15 protein-coding genes are annotated in these 19,579 nt (G+C 67.0%); 5 read left to right on the forward strand and 10 right to left on the reverse strand.

The annotated features are described in order from the left end of the window. Positions 1-37 precede the first annotated feature (37 nt). Positions 38-1,858 carry a methyl-accepting chemotaxis protein gene (locus tag EGY25_RS05030; RefSeq protein WP_135193942.1) on the forward strand — a complete coding sequence of 607 codons (1,821 nt, stop codon included), beginning with the start codon at positions 38-40 and terminating at the stop codon, positions 1,856-1,858. A gap of 92 nt (positions 1,859-1,950) precedes the next feature. Here the strand turns inward: EGY25_RS05030 and lpdA are convergent, their stop codons facing one another. Together lpdA and EGY25_RS05040 are read right to left on the reverse strand one after the other, a co-directional pair. Continuing rightward, positions 1,951-3,351 (reverse strand): dihydrolipoyl dehydrogenase, encoded by a 1,401-nt coding sequence (gene lpdA, locus EGY25_RS05035; RefSeq protein ID WP_135193943.1) that lies wholly within the window; start codon positions 3,349-3,351, stop codon positions 1,951-1,953. A 195-nt stretch (positions 3,352-3,546) separates the two neighbouring features. Further along, positions 3,547-5,799, reverse strand: coding sequence for a TonB-dependent receptor plug domain-containing protein (locus EGY25_RS05040; RefSeq protein WP_135193944.1), 2,253 nt, complete (start codon positions 5,797-5,799; stop codon positions 3,547-3,549). A gap of 261 nt (positions 5,800-6,060) precedes the next feature. On the opposite strand from EGY25_RS05040, the gene EGY25_RS05045 reads away from it, so the two are divergent. Together EGY25_RS05045 and EGY25_RS05050 are read left to right on the forward strand one after the other, a co-directional pair. Then, positions 6,061-7,170: a phytase gene (locus tag EGY25_RS05045; RefSeq protein WP_135193945.1), complete on the forward strand. Its 1,110-nt coding sequence runs from the start codon at positions 6,061-6,063 to the stop codon at positions 7,168-7,170. A 233-nt stretch (positions 7,171-7,403) separates the two neighbouring features. Beyond that, positions 7,404-8,855 carry a hypothetical protein gene (locus tag EGY25_RS05050; protein ID WP_209307976.1) on the forward strand — a complete coding sequence of 484 codons (1,452 nt, stop codon included), beginning with the start codon at positions 7,404-7,406 and terminating at the stop codon, positions 8,853-8,855. 80 nt (positions 8,856-8,935) lie between these two features. Here EGY25_RS05050 and EGY25_RS05055 read toward each other — a convergent pair whose 3' ends face one another. The 5 genes from EGY25_RS05055 to EGY25_RS05075 all read right to left on the reverse strand — a co-directional run bounded on the left by EGY25_RS05055 (position 8,936) and on the right by EGY25_RS05075 (position 12,439). After that, the gene (locus tag EGY25_RS05055; protein ID WP_017506134.1) at positions 8,936-9,208 is read right to left on the reverse strand and encodes an HPr family phosphocarrier protein; all 273 of its coding nucleotides are present in this window, start codon (positions 9,206-9,208) and stop codon (positions 8,936-8,938) included. Then, on the reverse strand, positions 9,205-9,609 hold the full coding sequence (locus EGY25_RS05060) for a PTS sugar transporter subunit IIA (RefSeq protein WP_135193946.1): 405 nt from the start codon (positions 9,607-9,609) through the stop codon (positions 9,205-9,207). The genes EGY25_RS05055 and EGY25_RS05060 overlap by 4 nt, the downstream gene beginning before the upstream one ends. 97 nt (positions 9,610-9,706) lie before the next feature. After that, positions 9,707-10,150: an HPr kinase/phosphorylase gene (locus EGY25_RS05065; protein ID WP_348521830.1), complete on the reverse strand. Its 444-nt coding sequence runs from the start codon at positions 10,148-10,150 to the stop codon at positions 9,707-9,709. 2 nt (positions 10,151-10,152) lie between these two features. Then, positions 10,153-11,766, reverse strand: a complete 1,614-nt coding sequence (locus EGY25_RS05070) for an ATP-binding protein (RefSeq protein ID WP_135193948.1) — start codon at positions 11,764-11,766, stop codon at positions 10,153-10,155. Further along, complete coding sequence (locus tag EGY25_RS05075) at positions 11,735-12,439, reverse strand: response regulator transcription factor (protein ID WP_135193949.1); 705 nt, start codon at positions 12,437-12,439, stop codon at positions 11,735-11,737. Before EGY25_RS05075 ends, EGY25_RS05070 begins: the two co-directional genes overlap by 32 nt. Before the next feature lie 230 nt (positions 12,440-12,669). Between EGY25_RS05075 and EGY25_RS05080 the strand changes: the two genes are divergently transcribed. Continuing rightward, the gene (locus EGY25_RS05080; RefSeq protein WP_135193950.1) at positions 12,670-14,388 is read left to right on the forward strand and encodes a hypothetical protein; all 1,719 of its coding nucleotides are present in this window, start codon (positions 12,670-12,672) and stop codon (positions 14,386-14,388) included. Between the two features lie 15 nt (positions 14,389-14,403). Here EGY25_RS05080 and EGY25_RS05085 read toward each other — a convergent pair whose 3' ends face one another. The 3 genes from EGY25_RS05085 to ahcY form a co-directional block, all read right to left on the reverse strand. Continuing rightward, positions 14,404-14,784 (reverse strand): zf-TFIIB domain-containing protein, encoded by a 381-nt coding sequence (locus tag EGY25_RS05085; protein WP_135193951.1) that lies wholly within the window; start codon positions 14,782-14,784, stop codon positions 14,404-14,406. 465 nt (positions 14,785-15,249) lie between these two features. After that, positions 15,250-16,458 (reverse strand): NAD(P)/FAD-dependent oxidoreductase, encoded by a 1,209-nt coding sequence (locus tag EGY25_RS05090; RefSeq protein WP_135193952.1) that lies wholly within the window; start codon positions 16,456-16,458, stop codon positions 15,250-15,252. A gap of 24 nt (positions 16,459-16,482) precedes the next feature. Beyond that, positions 16,483-17,874 (reverse strand): adenosylhomocysteinase, encoded by a 1,392-nt coding sequence (gene ahcY, locus EGY25_RS05095; protein WP_135193953.1) that lies wholly within the window; start codon positions 17,872-17,874, stop codon positions 16,483-16,485. A gap of 188 nt (positions 17,875-18,062) precedes the next feature. On the opposite strand from ahcY, the gene EGY25_RS05100 reads away from it, so the two are divergent. Then, positions 18,063-19,547: a methyl-accepting chemotaxis protein gene (locus tag EGY25_RS05100; protein ID WP_135193954.1), complete on the forward strand. Its 1,485-nt coding sequence runs from the start codon at positions 18,063-18,065 to the stop codon at positions 19,545-19,547. Positions 19,548-19,579 lie beyond the last annotated feature (32 nt).

Genomic DNA, 19,579 nt, shown 5'->3' on the forward strand with positions numbered 1-19,579 from the left:
GCCTCACCCTCTCCGGCCGCTCCAACCGAACGAGACAATGAAGCTCAGCGCCCTTTCCCTTTCGGCCAAGACGGCCCTGATGGTCATCGCCGCCCTCGGCGCCCTGACCCTGGCCGTGATGGCGGTCGCCGCCGTCCTTCTGACCCGCGACGCCGAGTCGAGAGCGGCCGAGCGGCAGGAAACCAATATGCGGGTCGCCTGGGACGTACTGGCCGACTATGGCGACGGTTTCACCGCGCGCGACGGCAAGCTCTATGTCGGCTCGACGCCGATGAACGACTTCACCGCCCCCGTGGATCGGGTGAAGACCCTGGTCGGCGGCACGGCCACCGTCTTCCTGGGCGACCTGCGCGTCACCACCAATGTGGTCAAGGACGACGGCTCGCGCGCCGTCGGCACCCGGCTGAAGCCCGGCCCGGTCTTCGACGCCGTTCTCAAGGAGGGCAAGCCCTATCGCGGCCAGGCCGACATCCTGGGCAAGCCCTATTTCGTCGCCTACGACCCGATCAAGACCACGGCGGGCCAGACCATCGGCGTGCTGTATGTCGGTATTCCCAAGGCCGACTTCATGGCCTCGGTGAACAATGTGATGATCGCCCTGTTCGCCTGCGGCCTGGTCGTGGCCCTGCTGACGGTCGGCGCCTGCCTGGTCGTGTCGCGCCGGATGTTCTCGCCGCTGAAGGGCCTCTGCGACCGGATGGAGGCCCTGCGCCAGGGCCGCACCGACTTCGACGCCCCCTGGATCTCGCGCGGCGACGACATCGGCCAGATCTCGCGCGCCGTCATCGCCTTCCGCGACGCCGCGCTGCGTCAGAAGGAAACCGAGACCGAGGCCGAGACCATGCGTGAAAGCGCCCGCGCCGCCCGCCTCGCCGGCGAGGCCGAACGCGAACGCCTGGCCGCCGAAGACGCCGTGGTGGTCGAGGCCCTGGGCGATGGCCTGGCGGCCTTGGCGCGCGGCGACCTGACCTATCGGATCACCACCACCTTCGCCGAGCGCAGCAAGAAGCTGAAGGACGATTACAACGCCGCCGCCGACACCCTGACGGCGACCATGGGCGACATCATCGAACTGGTCGGCGCCATGCGCTCCGGCACGGCCGAGGTCACCACCGCCACCAACGACCTGTCGCGCCGCACCGAGCAGCAGGCCGCCGCCCTGGAAGAAACCGCCGCCGCCCTCGATCAGATCACCGTCACGGTGAAGAAGACCGCCGAGGGCGCCCAGTCCGCCGCCGGCATCACCGCCAAGGCCCGCAGCGGCGCCGAAGAGCGCGAGCGGATCATCGCCGACACCACCGCCGCCATGGGTCAGATCGAGAGCACCTCGGGCCGCATCGGCGAAATCATCGGCGTGATCGACGAGATCGCCTTCCAGACCAACCTCCTGGCCCTGAACGCCGGGGTCGAGGCCGCACGCGCGGGCGAGGCCGGTCGCGGTTTCGCCGTCGTCGCCTCCGAGGTTCGCGCCCTGGCCCAGCGTTCGGCCGACGCCGCGCGCGAGATCAAGGGGCTGATCGCCGCCTCCAGCGCCAGCGTCGGCGAAGGCGCCCGGCTGGTGTCCCAGACCGGCGGCGCCCTGACCGCCCTGATCAGCCAGGTCGCGGACATCAACCTGCTGGCCGCCGAGATCGCCGCCTCCGCCCGCGAACAGGCGGTGGGACTGGCCGAGGTCAACGTCGCCGTGAACCAGATGGACCAGACCACTCAACAAAATGCTGCGATGGTCGAACAGACCACCGCCGCCAACCAGGCCCTCAGCCACGAGGCCGAGCAGTTGGCCGAGCTGGTGTCGCGCTTCCGTATCGACGCAGGCCGCCCATCATCCCACGGCCGCGAAACGGCCTGGGCCGCCTGATGCACTTCTGAACAGCAAAAGGCCCGGCCGCTGAAGAGCGACCGGGCCTTTTTTCTTGTCCTGGAGCCCGCGCCTTTCGGCGCGGCGCCGGATCAGGCCTGCATCATCCAGCCTTCGACATCCATGGCCGCCTGGCGCACGGCTTCCGAACGGGTCGGGTGGGCGTGGCAGGTGCGGGCGATGTCTTCCGAGGCGCCGCCGAAGCTCATGGTGATGGCGGCCTCGTGGATCATTTCACCGGCTTGCGGACCCATGATGTGGACGCCCAGGACCTTATCGGTGGCGGCGTCGGCCAGAATCTTGGCGAAGCCGTCGGTCTCGTGGTTGATCTTGGCGCGGCTGTTGGCGGTGAAGGGGAATTTGCCCTTCTTGTAGGCGACGCCCGCCGCCTTCAGCTGATCCTCGGTCTGGCCGACCCAGGCCACTTCGGGGAAGGTGTAGACCACGCTGGGGACCAGGGCGTAGTCGACGTGACCGTATTTGCCGGCGATGGTGTCGATCACGGCGACGGCGTCTTCTTCCGCCTTGTGCGCCAGCATCGGGCCGTGGGTCACGTCGCCGATCACCCATACGCCGTCTGCGACCTTGAAGTGATCATGGTCGATGAAGCCGCGCTTGTCCGGCGTCACGCCGACGCTCTCCAGGCCCAGGCCTTCGGTGTAGGGACGACGGCCGATGGCGATCAGGACGACGTCGCCCTTCAAGGTTTCGGCCGCGCCGCCCGCCGACGGTTCGACCGTCAGCTCGACCCCGTCCTTGACCGACTTGGCGGCCGTGACCTTGGAGCCTAGCTTGAACGTCATTCCCTGTTTGGTCAGGGTGCGCTGGAAGGCGGTGGCGACCTCGGTGTCCATGCCCGGCGTGATCCGGTCCAGGAACTCGACCACGGTCACCTCGGCGCCCAGGCGACGCCAGACCGAGCCCAGCTCAAGGCCGATGATGCCGGCGCCGACCACGATCAGCTTCTTGGGCACGACCGGCAGCGACAGGGCGCCGGTGGAATCGATCACCTTGCCGTCCTCGAACGCGACGCCCGGCAGCGGGGTCGGCTCCGAGCCGGTGGCGATGACGATGTTCTTGGCGTCCAGCGTCTGGACCGAGCCGTCGGCGGCGGTCACCTCGACCTTGCCCTTGCCCACGATCTTGCCCCGGCCCTTGATCCAGTCGGCCTTGTTCTTCTTGAACAGGAACTCGATCCCCTTGGTCAGGGCGGTGACGCTCTCGTCCTTGGACTTGTGCATCTGGCCCAGGTTCAGCTTGGGCTGGACCTCGATGCCGATCTTGGCGAACTCGGTATTGGCGGCGTTCCACATTTCCGAGGCGTGCAGCAGGGCCTTCGACGGCATGCAACCGACGTTCAGGCAGGTGCCGCCGAGCGTCGAACGCATCTCGACGCAGGCGACCTTCAGGCCCAGCTGGCCCGCACGGATCGCGGCGTTATAGCCGCCAGGGCCTCCGCCGATGATGACGACGTCGTAGGAAGCTTCGGCCATGGTGTCCTCTGATCGTTCGGTGCGGGGGGAGAGGCCCCGCGAATACAGGCTCTCGGGGCTGTAGGCAGACGCCCCGCCGGGGTCAACCGCCCCGCCGGCATATGGGGTTCCGATTGCGACCTTTGGAGGGGCGCCGCCACGCAAAAGGGCCGGACGTCGCCGTCCGGCCCTTTCGTCGTCTGGAAAGGCGAAGCCTCAGAAGGCCATCCGCGCCACCAGCTGGAACACCGGGCCGGCGTTCTCGGACTCGATCTCGAACTCGTCGTAGTCGCGGTCGATCTGGTCGGCGATGGTGTTGAACTTGTCGAACGTCTCGTCCTTAGACGAGTCCAGCAGGTTCGAACCGGTGAAGCGGATCACCACGTTCGAGGCGACCTGCTTCTCGATGAAGATTTCCAAATCGCCGCCGTAGGAGGTGACGACCTCTTCGCCGACGATCCGGCCCTTGGCGTCGCCCTGTTTGCGATAGGTGGCGCCGAAGGCCGCGCCCCAGGTCGGGATGTCCTGGGTGAAGCCGACGTTGAAGACATAGTCGGACTGCGAGTTGAAGCGGCGCTCGCCCAGGAAGTCGTCGACCGAACTGTCCAGCCACGAGTAGTTCAGGAAGACGCCCGTGTGCTCCATGCCGATGAAGTCCAGCGGCGTGGACAGGTCGAACTCGACGCCCCAGACCTGGCCGTCGCCGACATTCTCGGCCGTCAGGCGGAAGGCGTCCGGTTCGTCCTCGGCCTCTTCACCCGTGTTGGTGATTTCGATCAGGTCGGTGATGTCGCGATAAAAGGCGTTGACGCCGATCACGCCGCGGCGGCCCAGACGACGCTCGAAGCCCAGGTCCGCGCCCCAGGCCGTTTCCGGCTCCAGGTCGGGATTGCCGATGAAGTCGTTGTCGCCGTATTCGCCTTCCAGCAGAGCCGGCGACAGGAAGTCGAAGTTCGGGCGGCGCACGGTGCGGGCCACCGAAGCCGTGATCCGGTCGCTGTCCGACAGCTTGAAGCGCACGCTCGCGGACGGCAGCAGGATGCCATAATCCTTGTCGTTGGTGCGGTCGGCGGCGGCGACGGTCTCGTCCGTGATCGAGAAGTCGGTCGTCTCGTAACGCAGGCCGGCCTCCCACTTGGCCGGGCCGTTCTCGCCCGACAGCATGATGTAGGGGTCGATCCGGGTTTCTTCGATAGAGTTGATGCCGCCGTCGACGGCTTCGAAATCGCCGTACTCGCTGTCGAGCAGGGCGCGGAAGACCGGCTCGTCCTCGGCTTCGGCCTCGGCCGAGAAGACCGTGCTGTCACGGTTCTTCTTCGAATACTGGACGCCGAACTCCAGCTCCAACTCGCCGCCCAGCTTGATCTTGTGCTCGATGGCGGCCTGGATTTCCTCGTCCTTGACGTTGGTGCGGGTGCGTTCGCCCTCGATCACCTCGTCGCCGACGTCCAGTTCCTCCTCCTGCTCGAACTGTTCGTCGTCGATTGTGGCGTAGCCCAGCTTGAAGGTCGTCTCGCCGCCCAGCATCTCGCGCTCGTAACGGCTGTTGACCGCCCAGTTGTCGGTTCGGATGTCGAGCGGGTTGGCATTGATCTTGGCCACGTCGTTGACGTCGCCCTCGTCGTATTCGATCGAGCTTTCGTCCTGGACGCGGTCGGTGCGAACGAAGACGCCGCTCAGTTCCAGGTTTCCGCCGGCGACCGGCATCTCATACGACAGGTTGGCCGAATAGTCGGTGCCGTCGCGGGTGTCGGTCTGGGCCTCGGTGTCGGTCAGTTCGCCGTTCGGCTCTTCATAGCGTTCGGAGAACTTCTGCTTGGGATTGCGGCGATCCTGGATGTTGCCGCCGATCAGCAGGCGGCCCGGCCCGACCTGACCGCCCCAGACGGCGCCGTAGGTTCCGCCCCACTGGCCGTATTCGCTGTCTTCCCAGTGCAGCGCGCCCAGGCGGACATAGCCGCCATCCAGCGACAGGGCGTCACGCAGCACGATGTTGATGGCTCCGGCCACCGCATCGCCCGAGCGGTTGGCCGAGGACGAGCGGACGACTTCGACCCGCTCGATCAGTTCGGCGGGGATGCGGTCCACGAAGAAGGAGCGATCCAGGTTGGCGCCGGGGACGCGCTCGCCGTTGATCAGGATCTGCGTATAGGCCGAGTCCAGACCGCGCATCCGCACGCCGTCCGATTCCAGTACGTCCGACAGGAAGGTGACCGAAGGCACGCGCTTCAGGGCGTCGCCGGCGGTCAGCGGCTCGAACCGCTGGAAATAGTCCAGGTCGTAGGACAGGGTCGGCACGACATCGTCGGTGCGGTTGCGCATGGCCGGCTCGCCGGTGACGACGACTTCTTCCAGCGCCGTGACCGGCGTCTGGGCGGTCTGCTGCGGCGCGACCTCGTCTGCGGCCAGAACGGGAGGGGCGAAGGCGAGCGGGGCCAATGCGGCCCCCATGAGCAGTTTGATTTTCATCTCGATGATCCCCTGCGGCGGGCGACGTTTCACCTCTGCCGATGGGCGGCCCGATAGCGGGGACTGGCGACGTCAAAGCGACGTTTCGACGACGGCGATTTCGCGATTTCAGGACAGTTGCGCGACGATCCGTCCCGACACCGATCATGCGTCACCGAACCGCATTTAAACGGTCACCATAAGTCCGTTGACCTGTGAGGGTTCGGCCTTGATCTGGGCCCCGACGAAATCACGTGACGACATCACATCCGGGAACCTGCCATGACTTCGCCGATCCGACGCGCCGCCCGTTTCACCGCAGCCGCTTCCGTCTTCACCCTGCTCGCGGCCTGCGCCACGACGGAAGTCGATTTCCAGGGCGAGGGAGAGGGCTTCGTCGGCCCCGGCGCGGCGGTCCAGGCGGTGCTCGAAACCCCGTCGGTCGGCACGGCGGGTCAGGACGCCGCCGACGATCCCGCCGTCTGGGCCAGCGCTGCGCCGGTCACGGTGATGGGCAAACAAACCCCTGGCTTCGTCGCCGGCACGGACAAGAAGTCCGGCCTCTATATCTATGGCTTCGACGGTCAGATCCTGCAGTTCTTGCCCGAGGGCCTGCTGAACAATGTCGATGTGGTCGAGGGCCTGTCGGTCGGCGGCCGCCCGCAGGTGGTGCTGGGCGCCAGCGACCGAACACCGGGCAAGACCGGCATCTCCCTCTACACCTTCGACCCGGCCGGGACTGGCGACAACGGCGTGCGCTATTGGGGCGCCGTCGCCACCGACGTGATCGAACCCTACGGCTTCTGCTTCGCGCGTCGCGGGGCCGAGGTCCACGCCATCCTGGTCGGCCATGAGGGCGAACTGCGCCAGTTCATCCTGAGCGTCGGCACCGACGGCAAGCCCGCCGCCCGCGAGGTGCGCCGCGCCGAGATCGGCACCATCTCCGAAGGCTGCGCCGCCGACGAGGCCACCGACGCCCTCTATATCAACGAGGAAAACGTGGGCCTGTGGCGCTACGGCCTGAACCCGGCCTCGGGCGCGGCCCGCACCCTGATCCAGCCCATCGCCAAGGACATCCTGGTCGCGGACGCCGAAGGCCTGACGACCATCACCGACGCCTCGGGCCGCTACCTGATCGCCTCCAGCCAGGGCGATTCCAACTTCCCCGTCTGGCGCATCGACGGCGCGGCGCCGGAATATAAAGGCCGGTTCAAGGTCGTGGACGGCGCGGTGGACCGCATCACCGGCACGGACGGCCTCGCCGCCGCCAGCGGCGCAGTCGGCCCCTTCCCCGAAGGCCTGGTCGTGATCCAGGACGACGTCAACGACGTCGGCACCCAGAACTTCAAATACGTCGATTGGCGTGACATCCGCAGGGCGTTGGGGCTGTAGCGCCCAGCCAGCGCCCCCGGGTGAGGTCTCACCGACACCGGCATTGGCCTCACGGCGGATCCCAACACCACAAGGGCTGAAACCGCCTCGCGACCCATTGCTGAAATTTCGAGAAACGGGCCCGATGCTTCACCCTTCGGACGGCGCCAGAGATCTGCCTGAAGAATGAACCAAATGTAACGCACAAATGTTACAGCCAAGCTAAGGTTCGGGGCGTCATCCGGAGTAGTCCCTTGCGCCTTTTTTCGCCGTTCGTGTCGCTTCGTTTCTTCGTGGCGCTTTGTCTCAGCGCATTTGCGCAAGCCGCCCCCGTCTCCGCCGCCACCTCATCGGCTGCCGAGGCCAATGGTGTTCGTGTCACCATTACGCGAGACGGACCGGACTGGCGGGCCGACTACGTGCTTGATCGCGACGCATCAGCCTGGGCCTTCTATAACTCATCTGATCTCAACAGCTCGCGCCAGCCTTGGCGGCCCCGGGATTGGGCCGCCATGACCCCCGGAGTGGTGCTCGAACGTGTCGGAGACCTCGACGTTCTGAGGATGCGCGACGGAAGCCCGATGCCTCGGCGAATCAGCCTCAGCCTGTCGCCGCGTGGCGACAACCTCGAAGCAGATTATCCGGTTCTGCTGTTCACCGATGGGTCGGTGGCCCTGTTCACCGGCGCCTTCGATGTCTTTCCCATCATTCGCTCCGATCTGGAGGGCCTGACCGCCGACGAAATCGCCGACAGTCGCCGACAGGGCGAGAATGCACGGATATCCTGGAGAGACAGGGCCGGCCCTGTACTTGCCAACGGGCGACGCACGGAGGAAGGCGAAACCCATGATAGCCGCGCCTATGTGCTGTTCGGGCAGACGCGAGTGAAGGAGTCCGATCGCCTCATCACAGTCGTGGATCCCGAACTCCCAGTTTGGATCGCCGATTCCGTCGAAACGTTCGCACCGCGCGTCATCGACCACTACGCCATAAAGCTCGGTCCGGGGCAGACGGACCGACCCACAATCATGTCCACCTGGTACGGGCCGACACGAGGAACCACGAACTACGGCGGCAGCGTTTTGCCCGGCCTGATCGTGATGACGTTCGAGGGCCAGGAACTGCTATCGCCGAGCGAGGACGTGCTCTCCGAAAACCGTTGGTTCATCGCTCATGAAGCCGCGCATTTCTGGCTGGGACAGACGGTTCGCGCCGAACGATCTCGCGAGTCGTGGATCACCGAGGGCGGCGCCGATCTGCTCGCCGTGCGGGCCATGCAGGCGCTGGACCCCAGGTTTGACGCCCGCGAGGTGCTTCAGAAGGAGGTCGACGATTGCGTGCGCCTCGGAGACAAACCCGTCGCCGGCGCCGGTCAGCGGGGCGACCATCGCGCCTACTACGCGTGTGGCGCCGTTCTGGCGATGGCGGCAGAGGCGCTTCAGCACAGGGCGACAGGCGGTGACTGGTTCGACTTTCTCCAGCCGCTGATCGAAGACAACAGGGCGAGCGGCGTCTTGCTTCGAAGCGCTTGGCTGGCCCGGCTCTCGTCCCTGTCCCAGGATGCGGCTCTGGCGAACGATATCGACGCTTTCTTGGACAGTGGCGCTCCGAATGCCGCCGACTTCATAGGATCACTCTTTGATCGAGCCGGCGTGGGCTACGAACGGGAGGGCGAACGTATCGTGCTTCCCGCTTCTGCCGAGTAAAACGGTGAATATGCCGACTGGCTGCGCAAGGCGGCTGAAGACCCTGGCCTCGGGTCAAGCCCGAGCCTGACGATCCTGATCTACTGATCCTCGTCGAACTTCCTGGCGACGAGGTCGGTCAGGGCTTCCATCGCCTCTTCGGCGTCCGGCCCTTCGGCGGAGACGTCGATGCTGCAGCCGATGCCGGCGCCCAGCATCAGCAGGCCCATGATCGAGCGGGCGTCCACCGTCACGCCGTCGCGGGTGACGTGGATCTCGCTTTCGAAGCTGGAGGCCAGTTTGACGAACTTGGCCGAGGCGCGGGCGTGCAGGCCCCGGGTGTTGCAGATGTTCAGGGTCGCGGTGACGGTCATTTTTCGCCCGCGAGCACCCAGGACGCGACGGAGATGTATTTGCGGCCGGCGTCCTGCGCATGGGCCACGCACGACTCCAGCGTCTCGCGACCCCGCACGCTGGCCAGCTTGATCAGCATGGGCAGGTTCAACCCCGCGATCACCTCGGCGTGGGTCTGTTCCATCACCGAAATCGCCAGGTTCGAGGGGGTGCCGCCGAACATGTCGGTCAGCAGGATGACGCCGTCGCCGTCGTCCACGGCCGCCGCCGCGTCCACGATGTCGCGACGCCGACGCTCCATGTCGTCTTCCGGCCCGATGCAGATGGCCGCGACGCCGCGCTGCGGCCCGACCACATGCTCCATGGCGGAGAGAAATTCGGACGCCAGCCCGCCGTGGGTGACGATCACCAGACCGATCATGAGGACTTCACTCGCATCCCGCCCTGAACCGTCCCAGGCATTCCCCCGCCCGGCAAGGGAGGCCGGACGCCGCCCTCTTTGGACCGCAAGGGGCGTGTCATAGACCCGTCTTTCGGGGTTTCAAAGCGTCCAGCGCGACTGCGACCACATCGACGGCCGAGGCGGGTCTGGGGTCCAGCGCCAAGAGGGGCAGGTCCACCCCCGCGAAACGCCGTGTCTGCGGCTCTGGAAGGCGTTCGACGGCCTCCGGCACGCAGGCGACGGCCAGCACCACTCGGGCCATGCGGCGTGTCGCGGCGGACACGATTCCGACCCCGCGAACCTCGATCCGACCCGCGATCGAGGCGGGCGCCGAGGCATGAACCGCCCCGCCCGAGGTCCAGACCTGGGTGTAGTCGTCGCTGACCAGCCGCCAGCCCCGTGCGATCAACCGCAGCGCCAGGTCGCTCTTGCCCACGCCCGACGGCCCCAGGATCATCACCCCCTGCCACGCGCCGCGCCTGCGAATGGCGACGGTGGTGGCGTGGACGGGCGGCTCCATCCTCATGCCCTGCGGCCGACCGCCGGGAAGACGATCTCGAACCGGGCGCCGCCTTCGGTTTTGTTCTCGGCATGGACGCGGCCGCCGTGCGCCTCGGCGATCTGACGCACGATGGACAGGCCCAGGCCCGAGTTCGACCCGAACGCCGCCCCCTTGGGCCGCGAAGTGTAGAAACGCTCGAACACCGTTTCCAGGTTCTCGGCCGGGATGCCCGGCCCGTGGTCCTCGACCCGGACCCGGATCGGCAGGTCGTCGGTCGTCTCTTCCAGCGTCACCTTGACCACGCCGCCGGCCGGGCTGAACGAGCGGGCGTTGTCGATCAGGTTGCGGAACACCTGCCCCAGCGGCCCGTCGCGCCCCATGACCCGCAGCGCCTGCTCGGGCGCCGAGAACGTCACCGGGATGTCGCCGGGCTTGGCCGTCGTCTCATAGATGCCGACGATGTCGGCAAGCAGCCGGTTCACGTCCACCGGACGCGGCCGGTCCCGCGACAGCTCTGCATCCAGCCGCGACGCATTCGAAATGTCGGTGATCAGCCGGTCCAGCCGCCGCACATCCTGCTGCAACAGGGCCGTCAGCTTCTCGCGGTGTGCGTCGGTCTTGACCAGCGGCAGGGTCTCCAGCGCCGAACGGATCGAGGTCAGGGGGTTCTTGATCTCGTGCGACACGTCGGCCGCGAACCGTTCGATGGCGTCCATCCGCGTCGACAGCGTGTCGGTCATGGATTCCAGCGACCGCGCCAGGTCACCGATCTCGTCCTTGCGATCCTCAAGGTCCGGCAGGGAGATGGCGCGCGCGCGTTGCAGCTTGACCTGATCCGCCGCCGCCGACAGCCGCATGATGGGCCGCGCCACGAACAGATGCAGCAGCAGCGAGGCCAGCAGATTGACGCCCAGCGCCACCAGGGCGAACGGCACCAGGGCGCGCCGCTGGGCGCTCAGGATCTCGTCCACGTCGCCGGATTCGACCGTCAGCACGCCCAGCACCTGGCGCACATGGCGCACGGGAATGGAGACGGACACGACCCGGTCGCCGGATTCGTTGCGGCGCAAGGTCGCCTGGGGCGTGCCTTCCAGCGCGGCCGTGACCTCGGCGGCCAGTTCGCTGTCGGCGCGGGCGACGCGACGTTCGGACACGATGCTCGCCGCCGCGCTGTCGGGCGTCGGCGCGCCGGCCGGGTTGGCGTCGGGCAAGGGCCGTCCGCCGATGGCCTCGGTGACCTGATAGCTGTCCACCAGCAACAGGCCGTTGATGTCGTAAAGCCGGACCCGCTGCCCCGCCGGAATGAACCGGTCGGTCAGCCACAGCGAGGCGCGGATCGGGTCCAGCTCGGGCGTCGGCTCGCCCCGCGTCACGCCCTCCTCGCGCAGCACGTTGGCCAGCAGTTCGGCCTGGACGCTCAGCGATTCCTGGCGCGCCTCGATCAGCCCCTGACGCCATTCGTTCAGGGCCAGGGCCCCGCCAAACAGGATCAGCAGGCTGAGCAGATTGAGGGCCAGGATGAAGCCGCCCAGCCGCGATCCGCCGAAGCGGAACAACGGCCGGCGCACAGGCTCCTCGTCGGGCTCTCGCCCGCCCGGAAGATCAGCTTTCGCGGTAGCGGTAGCCGACGCCATACAGGGTCTCGATCGCGTCGAACTCATTGTCCACGGCGCGGAACTTCTTGCGCATCCGCTTCACGTGGCTGTCGATGGTGCGGTCGTCGACATAGACCTGATCGTCGTAGGCGGCGTCCATAAGGTTGTCGCGGCTCTTCACGAATCCGGGACGCTGGGCCAGGGCCTGCAGCAGCAGGAACTCGGTCACCGTCAGCTTGACCGGCCGTCCTTCCCAGGTGGACTCGTGACGCGCCGGGTCCATCGACAGCTTGCCGCGCTTGATCGCCCGGCCCGAAACCTCGGCCGCCGTTTCCGGCTCACCGCCGTCGGCGCCGGTGCGGCGCAGCAGCGCCTTGACCCGTTCGATCAGCAGCCGTTGGCTGAACGGTTTGTGCATATAGTCGTCGGCGCCCAGGTTGAAGCCGAGGATCTCGTCGATCTCCTCGTCCTTGGACGTCAGCATGATGACCGGAATCTGCGAGGTCTGGCGCAGGCGACGCAGCACCTCCATCCCGTCCATGCGCGGCATCTTCACGTCCAGGATCGCCAGATCGGGCGGCGACGATTCCAGCGCGGCCAGGCCCGATGCGCCGTCGTGATAGGCGGTGATCTTGTGGCCATGGCTTTCCAGCGCCAGCGACACGGACGCCACGATGTTCTCGTCGTCATCGATCAGGGTGATGTTGGCCAAGTCTGTCTTCTCCTGAACTTGCGTTCTCGCGAACGACAACGCGCAACAAGCGTAACCGTTCGATCACGGTCACATTAGGGCTGGAGCCCGGCGGGCAGAAGGGAATTCGATCCACAATCTCCAACAGCGCGCGAACGCCCAAGATGGTTCGTCGGCCCGCCCATTTCAACGCGCCGCCAAATTCGCCTCTGCAAACCTCGCCTTAAAGCCTTGCGCGTCAGGGTGGCGCCATGGCTGGTCCGATCCATTACGAAGTCTATGTCCGCAAGAGCGCGCCGTCCGCGTGGACCCTGCTGATCGCCACCGAAGACCGCAAACACGCCATCGAGACCGCCGAAGACCAGCTGAACGACCGCCTCGCCATCGCCTCGCGCGTCACCAAGGAGACGCTGGACCCCGACACGATGGAGTTCAGCTCCCTGACCATCCTGACCCTAGGTGCGCCGGAAGAGAAAAAGAAGAAGGTCGCCGACCCGGCGATCCGCCCGGCCTGCAGCGGCCCGGCCGAGCTCTATTCCCCCCACGCCCGCGCCCTGATCGGCCGGGTGCTGGAGGACTGGCTGAAGCGCGAGGGCGTCACCGCCTTCGAACTGTTGCACCGCCCGGACGTCGCCGAACGGCTGGAAGCCTCGGGCGTCGAACTTCAGCACGCCATCCAGAAGGTCGCCGTCCCCGAGAGCCAGGCCACGGGCCAGGATGTGCACGGCGTCGTGCGCCATTATCAAAAGCTGGTCGAACAAGGCATGGCGCGCCTGCGCAAGGCCGGCCGCGACGGGCATTTCCCCGCTCTGGAAGGCCGCTCCATCGCTGACCTGGCCCACCGTCTGGCCGGTTCATCGGATCGCGCCTTCAGCATGGGCGGCGTCATCGCCGGCGCCCTGAAGGACAGACGCGGCGCACGCGAGCGGCTGGGCGCGCTGATGGACCTGATGGACGCCGCCCCGGCCGACGGCCCGCCGCGCGCCCTGGTCGTGGTGGTGGTCGAACAGATCGTCGCCGAGATGCTGGCGGTGCGCACCAACCTGACCGAAATCCTCGGCCCGTCTCTGGATCAGGGCGCCAATCTGGCGGCCATCGTGCGGATGGTGGCGCCGGCCGAGATGGACAGCCTGTTGCGCATGGACCCGCGCCTGGCCTTGATGATGCCCGATGTGGACGGCCCGGCCGCGCGCCTGGGCGTGCATCTGGCGGCCGGCGAGTTTCCGCTTCTGGCCGCGTCCCTGGCGCGTCTGGTGACGCGCGAACTGACCAGCTCGCGCCGGCTTCGTCCCGCCGATCCGGTAGGCGAGATCGACATCCTGCGGCTGCTGGCCATGGCCTTGACCGCCTCGGCCGGTCGTCTGCTGACGCTGGAAGAGGTTCAGACCGCCTTCGTCGAACGCTCCAAGAGCCTGGTCACGGCGGACTTCGTCGGCGCCTACGTCAACCCCTGCCCCACCGTCCTGGCCGAGGCCGAGCAACTGACCCGGCTGTGCGAGAACGTGACCGGCGGGGCCAACAAGCGCGCCGCCGCCCGCTGGCTCAGCGCCTGTATCAGTTCGCTGCGTTTCGAGACCGAGATGCGTCAGGCCGTGCCCGGCGGCCCCAGCGCCTCTCAGAAACTGGCGACCCTGGCGCGCCTGCAACGCGCGGTCCGTGCCGCCCATCTGGGCGAACACGACCAGACCCAAATCGCCGAGGCCATCGGCGCGGTCGGCACCAATCTGGAGGCCGACGCCAACCTGGTCGCCCAGATCGTCCGCGCCCAGGTCTCGGCGCCTCAGAAGCTGGCGGCCCTGCTGAAACTGGCGACAGGCGAGGCCGGGCCATTAGGCCCGGCAGCCGACCGCGCCCGGTCGGAGGCCATCAAGCTGCTGCGCGCCCCCGACGTCCGCACCGCCCTGTCGGCCGCGCCCGAAAGCGTCGCCGCCCTGAAGAGCCTGATGCAGGCGGCGGGTCTCGCCGCCTGATCCAAACCAAACCCCTCAGTCGAAGATGTCGAAGATGCTGTCGCGCTTCTTTTTCTTGTAGCGATAGTCGTCGTCGCCATGACGGCCGTCACGGTATTTGTCGCTCTTGTAGCCGCGGTCGTCGCGATAGGGCTGCGGCGCCGCACCACCCCACGGCTGGGGTTGAGGATGAGGTTGGGCGTATTGCTGCGGTTGAGGCGGCGGGGCATAAGCCTGGGGCGCGGGCGCGACCGGCGCAGAGGCGCGGCCTTCCTCGACGGCGGCGGCCATCAGTTTTTCCAGCTCGCCGCGATCCAGCCAGACACCTCGACAGTCGGGGCACATGTCGAACTGGACGCCGTTGCGCTCCAGCGTCTGCATGGCGGCATTGTCGTTGGGACACATCAGAAGAGGCATTTCGGGCTCCGGTCGAAGGATCAGGATCGGGTGGTCGATACGACAGGCCAGGAGGGGAGAAAGCCCCACCGCATCGACGCACCCGTGCGGTCCGACATCGCGTCGTACAGCCCGGCGCAAGGAAGGGGGAACGCCAGACCGCAACAACGCCAGAGGGGCCCGTTCCGCTCCTTCAAGCTAGGCGCCGCCCTGCCTCGCCGCCATGCGTCGCGGGGCCGCAGGGTGCTTTCGACGCCCTTCCATCCTATCTGCCGACGAAAATGCGCAGCTTTTCCGTGCCTTGAAACCGACCAGCGACCATCCGCCTGTCATGGGGCCAAACCCGGTTAAACTGGAGACCCAGGTCTTTGACATCGTCGCGCGCCTCGCCAGATCGAGCGCCGAACTAGACACATTAGACGAATTAGACGCTGTTTTTTAGGTCGCCCCGGCCGGCCAAAGTGCACAGATTGCACCCTGAAAAACCTAGCAGACCTGCCCGGCCGCCCAGCCCGACGACCACGCCCACTGGAAATTATAGCCGCCCAGCCAGCCGGTCACGTCCACCGCCTCGCCGACGAAATACAGGCCGGGAACGGCCTTGGCCTGCATCGTCTGCTGATCCAGCGCGGCCGTATCGATCCCGCCCAGGGTCACCTCGGCGGTGCGATACCCCTCCGACCCGACCGGCTTGACGCCCCAGGCGTTCACCGCCTGATCCAGCCGCCTCAGCACCTTGTCCGACAGGTCCGCCAGATTGCCCGACGCGCCCTCGCGCACGCACAGGCTTTCGGCCAGGCGACGCGGTACGATATGGCCCAGCGCCGTATGCACGGCCTGACGCCCGTTCGTCGCCTTGGCAGCCTTCAACTCCTCGAACACGTCGCGGCCGGGCGCCATACTGGCCACCACCGCCTCGCCCTCGCGCCAGTAGGAGCTGATCTGAAGAATGGCCGGTCCGCTCAGGCCGCGATGGGTGAACAGCATCGCTTCCTTGAAGCTGGCCTTGCGCGCTTTCGCCCCTTCGGGCGCCGAGGCGACCGAGGCGTCCACCGCCACCCCCGCCAGCGGAACCAGCGTCTCCAGCAGCCCCGCCTCGAACGTCAGCGGCACCAGGGCCGGCCGCGTCTCGGTGACGCGAATGTCGAACTGGCGCGCGACGTCATAGGCCCAGCCGGTAGCCCCCATCTTGGGAATCGACTTGCCGCCCGTCGCCACGACCAGGGACGCCGCCGCGACCAGCGATCCGTCCGACAGGGTCGCCGACCAGCCGTCGCCCGAGCGCGCGATCCGCTCCACGCCGGTCTTCATGTTCAGGGCTGCGCCCGCCGACGCCATGTCGTCCGTCAGCATACGGACGATCTGCTTGGCGCTGTCGTCGCAGAACAGCTGGCCCAGCGTCTTTTCGTGCCAGGCGATCCCGGCCTTGTCGATGCGTTTGACGAAGTCGTGCTGGGTGTAACGGCGCAGGGCCGAGGTCGCGAACCGGGGATTCTCGCCCAGGAAGTTCGCCGGCCCGCAGCCCAGATTGGTGAAGTTGCAGCGTCCGCCGCCCGAGATGCGGATCTTCTCGCCCGGCCGGTCGGCGTGATCGACGACCAGAACCCGGCGTCCGCGTCGTCCCGCTTCGATCGCGGCCATCATCCCGGCCGCGCCTGCCCCCACGACGAGGACGTCGACCGACGCCCTCGTCATGACAGGCCCCTCGTTTCGAGGGTCTTAGTAACGATAGTGATCCGTCTTGAACGGGCCTTCGACCGGCACGTTGATGTATTCGGCCTGGTCCTTGGTCAGGACGGTCAGCTTGGCGCCCAGCTTGGCCAGGTGCAGCATGGCGACCTTCTCGTCCAGGTGTTTGGGCAGGGTATAGACCTTGTTGTCGTAGGCCTTGGCGTTGGTCCACAGCTCGATCTGGGCTAGGGTCTGGTTGGTGAAGGACGCCGACATCACGAACGAGGGGTGACCCGTCGCATTGCCCAGGTTCACCAGACGGCCTTCCGACAGAAGGATGATCTTCTTGCCGTCCGGGAACTCGACGTGGTGGACCTGCGGCTTGATCTCGTCCCACTTGAAGTTCTTCAGGCCGGCGACCTGAATCTCCGAGTCGAAATGACCGATGTTGCAGACGATGGCGTTGTTCTTCATCTGCCGCATGTGATCGACGGTGATGACGTCCTTGTTGCCGGTCGTCGTCACATAGATGTCGGCGCGGCCGGCGGTGTCGTCCAGCGTCTGGACCTCATAGCCTTCCATCGCGGCCTGCAGGGCGCAGATCGGGTCGATCTCGGTCACGATCACGCGGGCGCCGCCCTGGCGCAGCGACGCGGCCGAGCCCTTGCCCACATCGCCATAGCCGCAGACCACCGCGACCTTGCCCGACAGCATGACGTCGGTGCCGCGACGGATGGCGTCGACCAGCGATTCACGGCAGCCGTACAGGTTGTCGAACTTGGACTTGGTGACGCTGTCGTTGACGTTGATGGCGGGGAAGGGCAGCTCGCCCTTTTCGGCCATCTGATACAGGCGGTGAACGCCCGTCGTCGTCTCTTCCGACACGCCGCCGATGGCGTCGCGGATGGCCGAATAGAAGCCGGGCTTCTCAGCGATGTAGCGTTTCATCACCTTGAACAGGGCTTCTTCTTCCTCGTTCTGCGGATTGGCCAGGACCGAGATGTCCTTCTCGGCCTTGGGGCCCAGCACGGTCAGCAGGGTCGCGTCGCCGCCGTCGTCCAGGATCAGGTTCGGATAGCCGCCGTCGGCCCATTCGAAGATCTTATGGGCGTAGTCCCAGTATTCTTCCAGCGTCTCGCCCTTGGTGGCGAAGACCGGCGTGCCGGCCGCGGCGATGGCGGCGGCGGCGTGGTCCTGGGTCGAGAAGATGTTGCACGAGGCCCAGCGCACTTCGGCGCCCAGCGCTTCCAGCGTCTGGATCAGGACCGCCGTCTGGATGGTCATGTGCAGGCTGCCGGCGATGCGGGCGCCCTTCAGGATCTGCTGCTCGCCGAACTCCTCGCGCAGAGCCATCAGGCCCGGCATTTCGGTTTCGGCGATCTCGATTTCCTTGTTGCCCCAGTCGGCCAGGGTGATGTCGCGAACGATGTAGTCGGTCATGTCAGGGCTCCGAGCCGCAGGAAGGTTTGGGGCCTCATAGCCCGGCGAACGCCAACTATCAACAAACACATAAAGATATCCTTATGCGATCTGGATACGCGATGGCGTTAACGTCTCGAAAACCCACACAGATTATGGGGACAATACCGTGACGGGGGCGTCCGGCAATCAGTAAGAGGCTTGCGTGCATGTCAGAGACGTCGATCCAGCAGCGGACGGCCTTCGCCGGCCTGTCCAGCCCGTCGTCCGCCTACAAGGCGATCCAGGGCGCCATTCGCCACGCCGTGCCTGCCGCCCTCGACGCCTTCTACGACCGCATCCGCGCCACGCCCGAGACCCGGCGCTTCTTTCGTGACGAGACCCATATCGGCCGCGCCAAGTCCGCCCAGGTGGACCACTGGGATGCGATCGTGGAAGGACGCGCAGACGCCGACTATGCTCGCGCCGTCACCGTCATCGGTCAGACCCACGCCCGCATCGGCCTGGAGCCGCGCTGGTATATCGGGGGCTACGGCGTGCTGCTGGCCGAGGTGATGAAGGCCGTGGCGACGCGGCCCCGCAAACGGTTCGCCGGCGCCGCCCACGACCGCGAAACCGGCGAGGGCCTTGCCGAATTGACCCAGCGCGCCCTGCTGGACATGGACCTGGCCCTCTCGATCTATTTGGACGCGCTTCAGCAAGAACGGGACAACGCCGCCGCGGCCAAGGCCGAGGCCGACGCGCGTCAGGCCGAAGTGGTGGCGGCCTTGGGACAGGCCCTGAAAACCCTGGCGAGCGGCGACCTCAGCATCGCCATCCAGACCGAATTTCCCCAGGAATATCGCACGCTGAAGGACGACTTCAACAGCGCCGCCGCCAGCCTGCGGAGCGCCTTCGGCGCCATCGCCGAGAGCGCCGAGGCGGTGCGGACCGGCTCGGACGAACTGGCCAGCGCGTCAGACGACCTGGCCAACCGCACCGAACGCCAGGCCGCCGGGCTGGAGCGCACCGCAGCCACCACCGAAGAGATCGCCGCCGGCGTCGAACAGACCGCCAAGGGCGCGCAGAACACGGCCCAGGCCGTCGCCGCCGTGCGCCGCGACGTCGAGAACGGGGGCGCCGTGGTCGGCGAGACGACCCAAGCCATGACCGCCATTCAGGAGTCGTCGGTCGAGATCGCCCGCTTCACCTCCCTGATCGACGAGATCGCCTTCCAGACCAATCTGCTGGCCCTGAACGCGGGGGTCGAGGCGGCCCGTGCAGGCGAGGCCGGTCGCGGCTTCGCCGTCGTCGCCTCCGAAGTCCGCGCCCTGGCCCAACGCTCCGCCGAAGCCTCCGGCGAGATCCGCACCCTGATCGCCACCTCGGCCGCCCAGGTCGCGCGGGGTGTGGACCTGGTCGAACGTGCGGGTCAGGCGCTGGACCGGATCGGCGAACGGGTCGCGGCGGTGGACGACCTCGCCGGCGACATGGCCTCGGCCTCGCGACATCAGGCCGACCGACTGTCCGAGGTTCGCCAGGCCCTGGTCCAATTGGACGAGATCACCCAGCAGAACGCCGCCATGACCGAACAGGCCACCGCCGCCAGCCGCCAACTGGCCGGAGAAGCCGAGACCCTGGCGCGTCAGATCGCGGGCTTCCGGTTCGAGGCCTCGATCGATGACGGCCGCTCCCCGCAGCGCCGCGCGGCGTGAGGGTTTCTTAAGCCGTCGGGACTAGGGTCGAT

This window comes from Brevundimonas intermedia (assembly GCF_004614235.1).
Lineage (GTDB): Bacteria > Pseudomonadota > Alphaproteobacteria > Caulobacterales > Caulobacteraceae > Brevundimonas > Brevundimonas intermedia_A.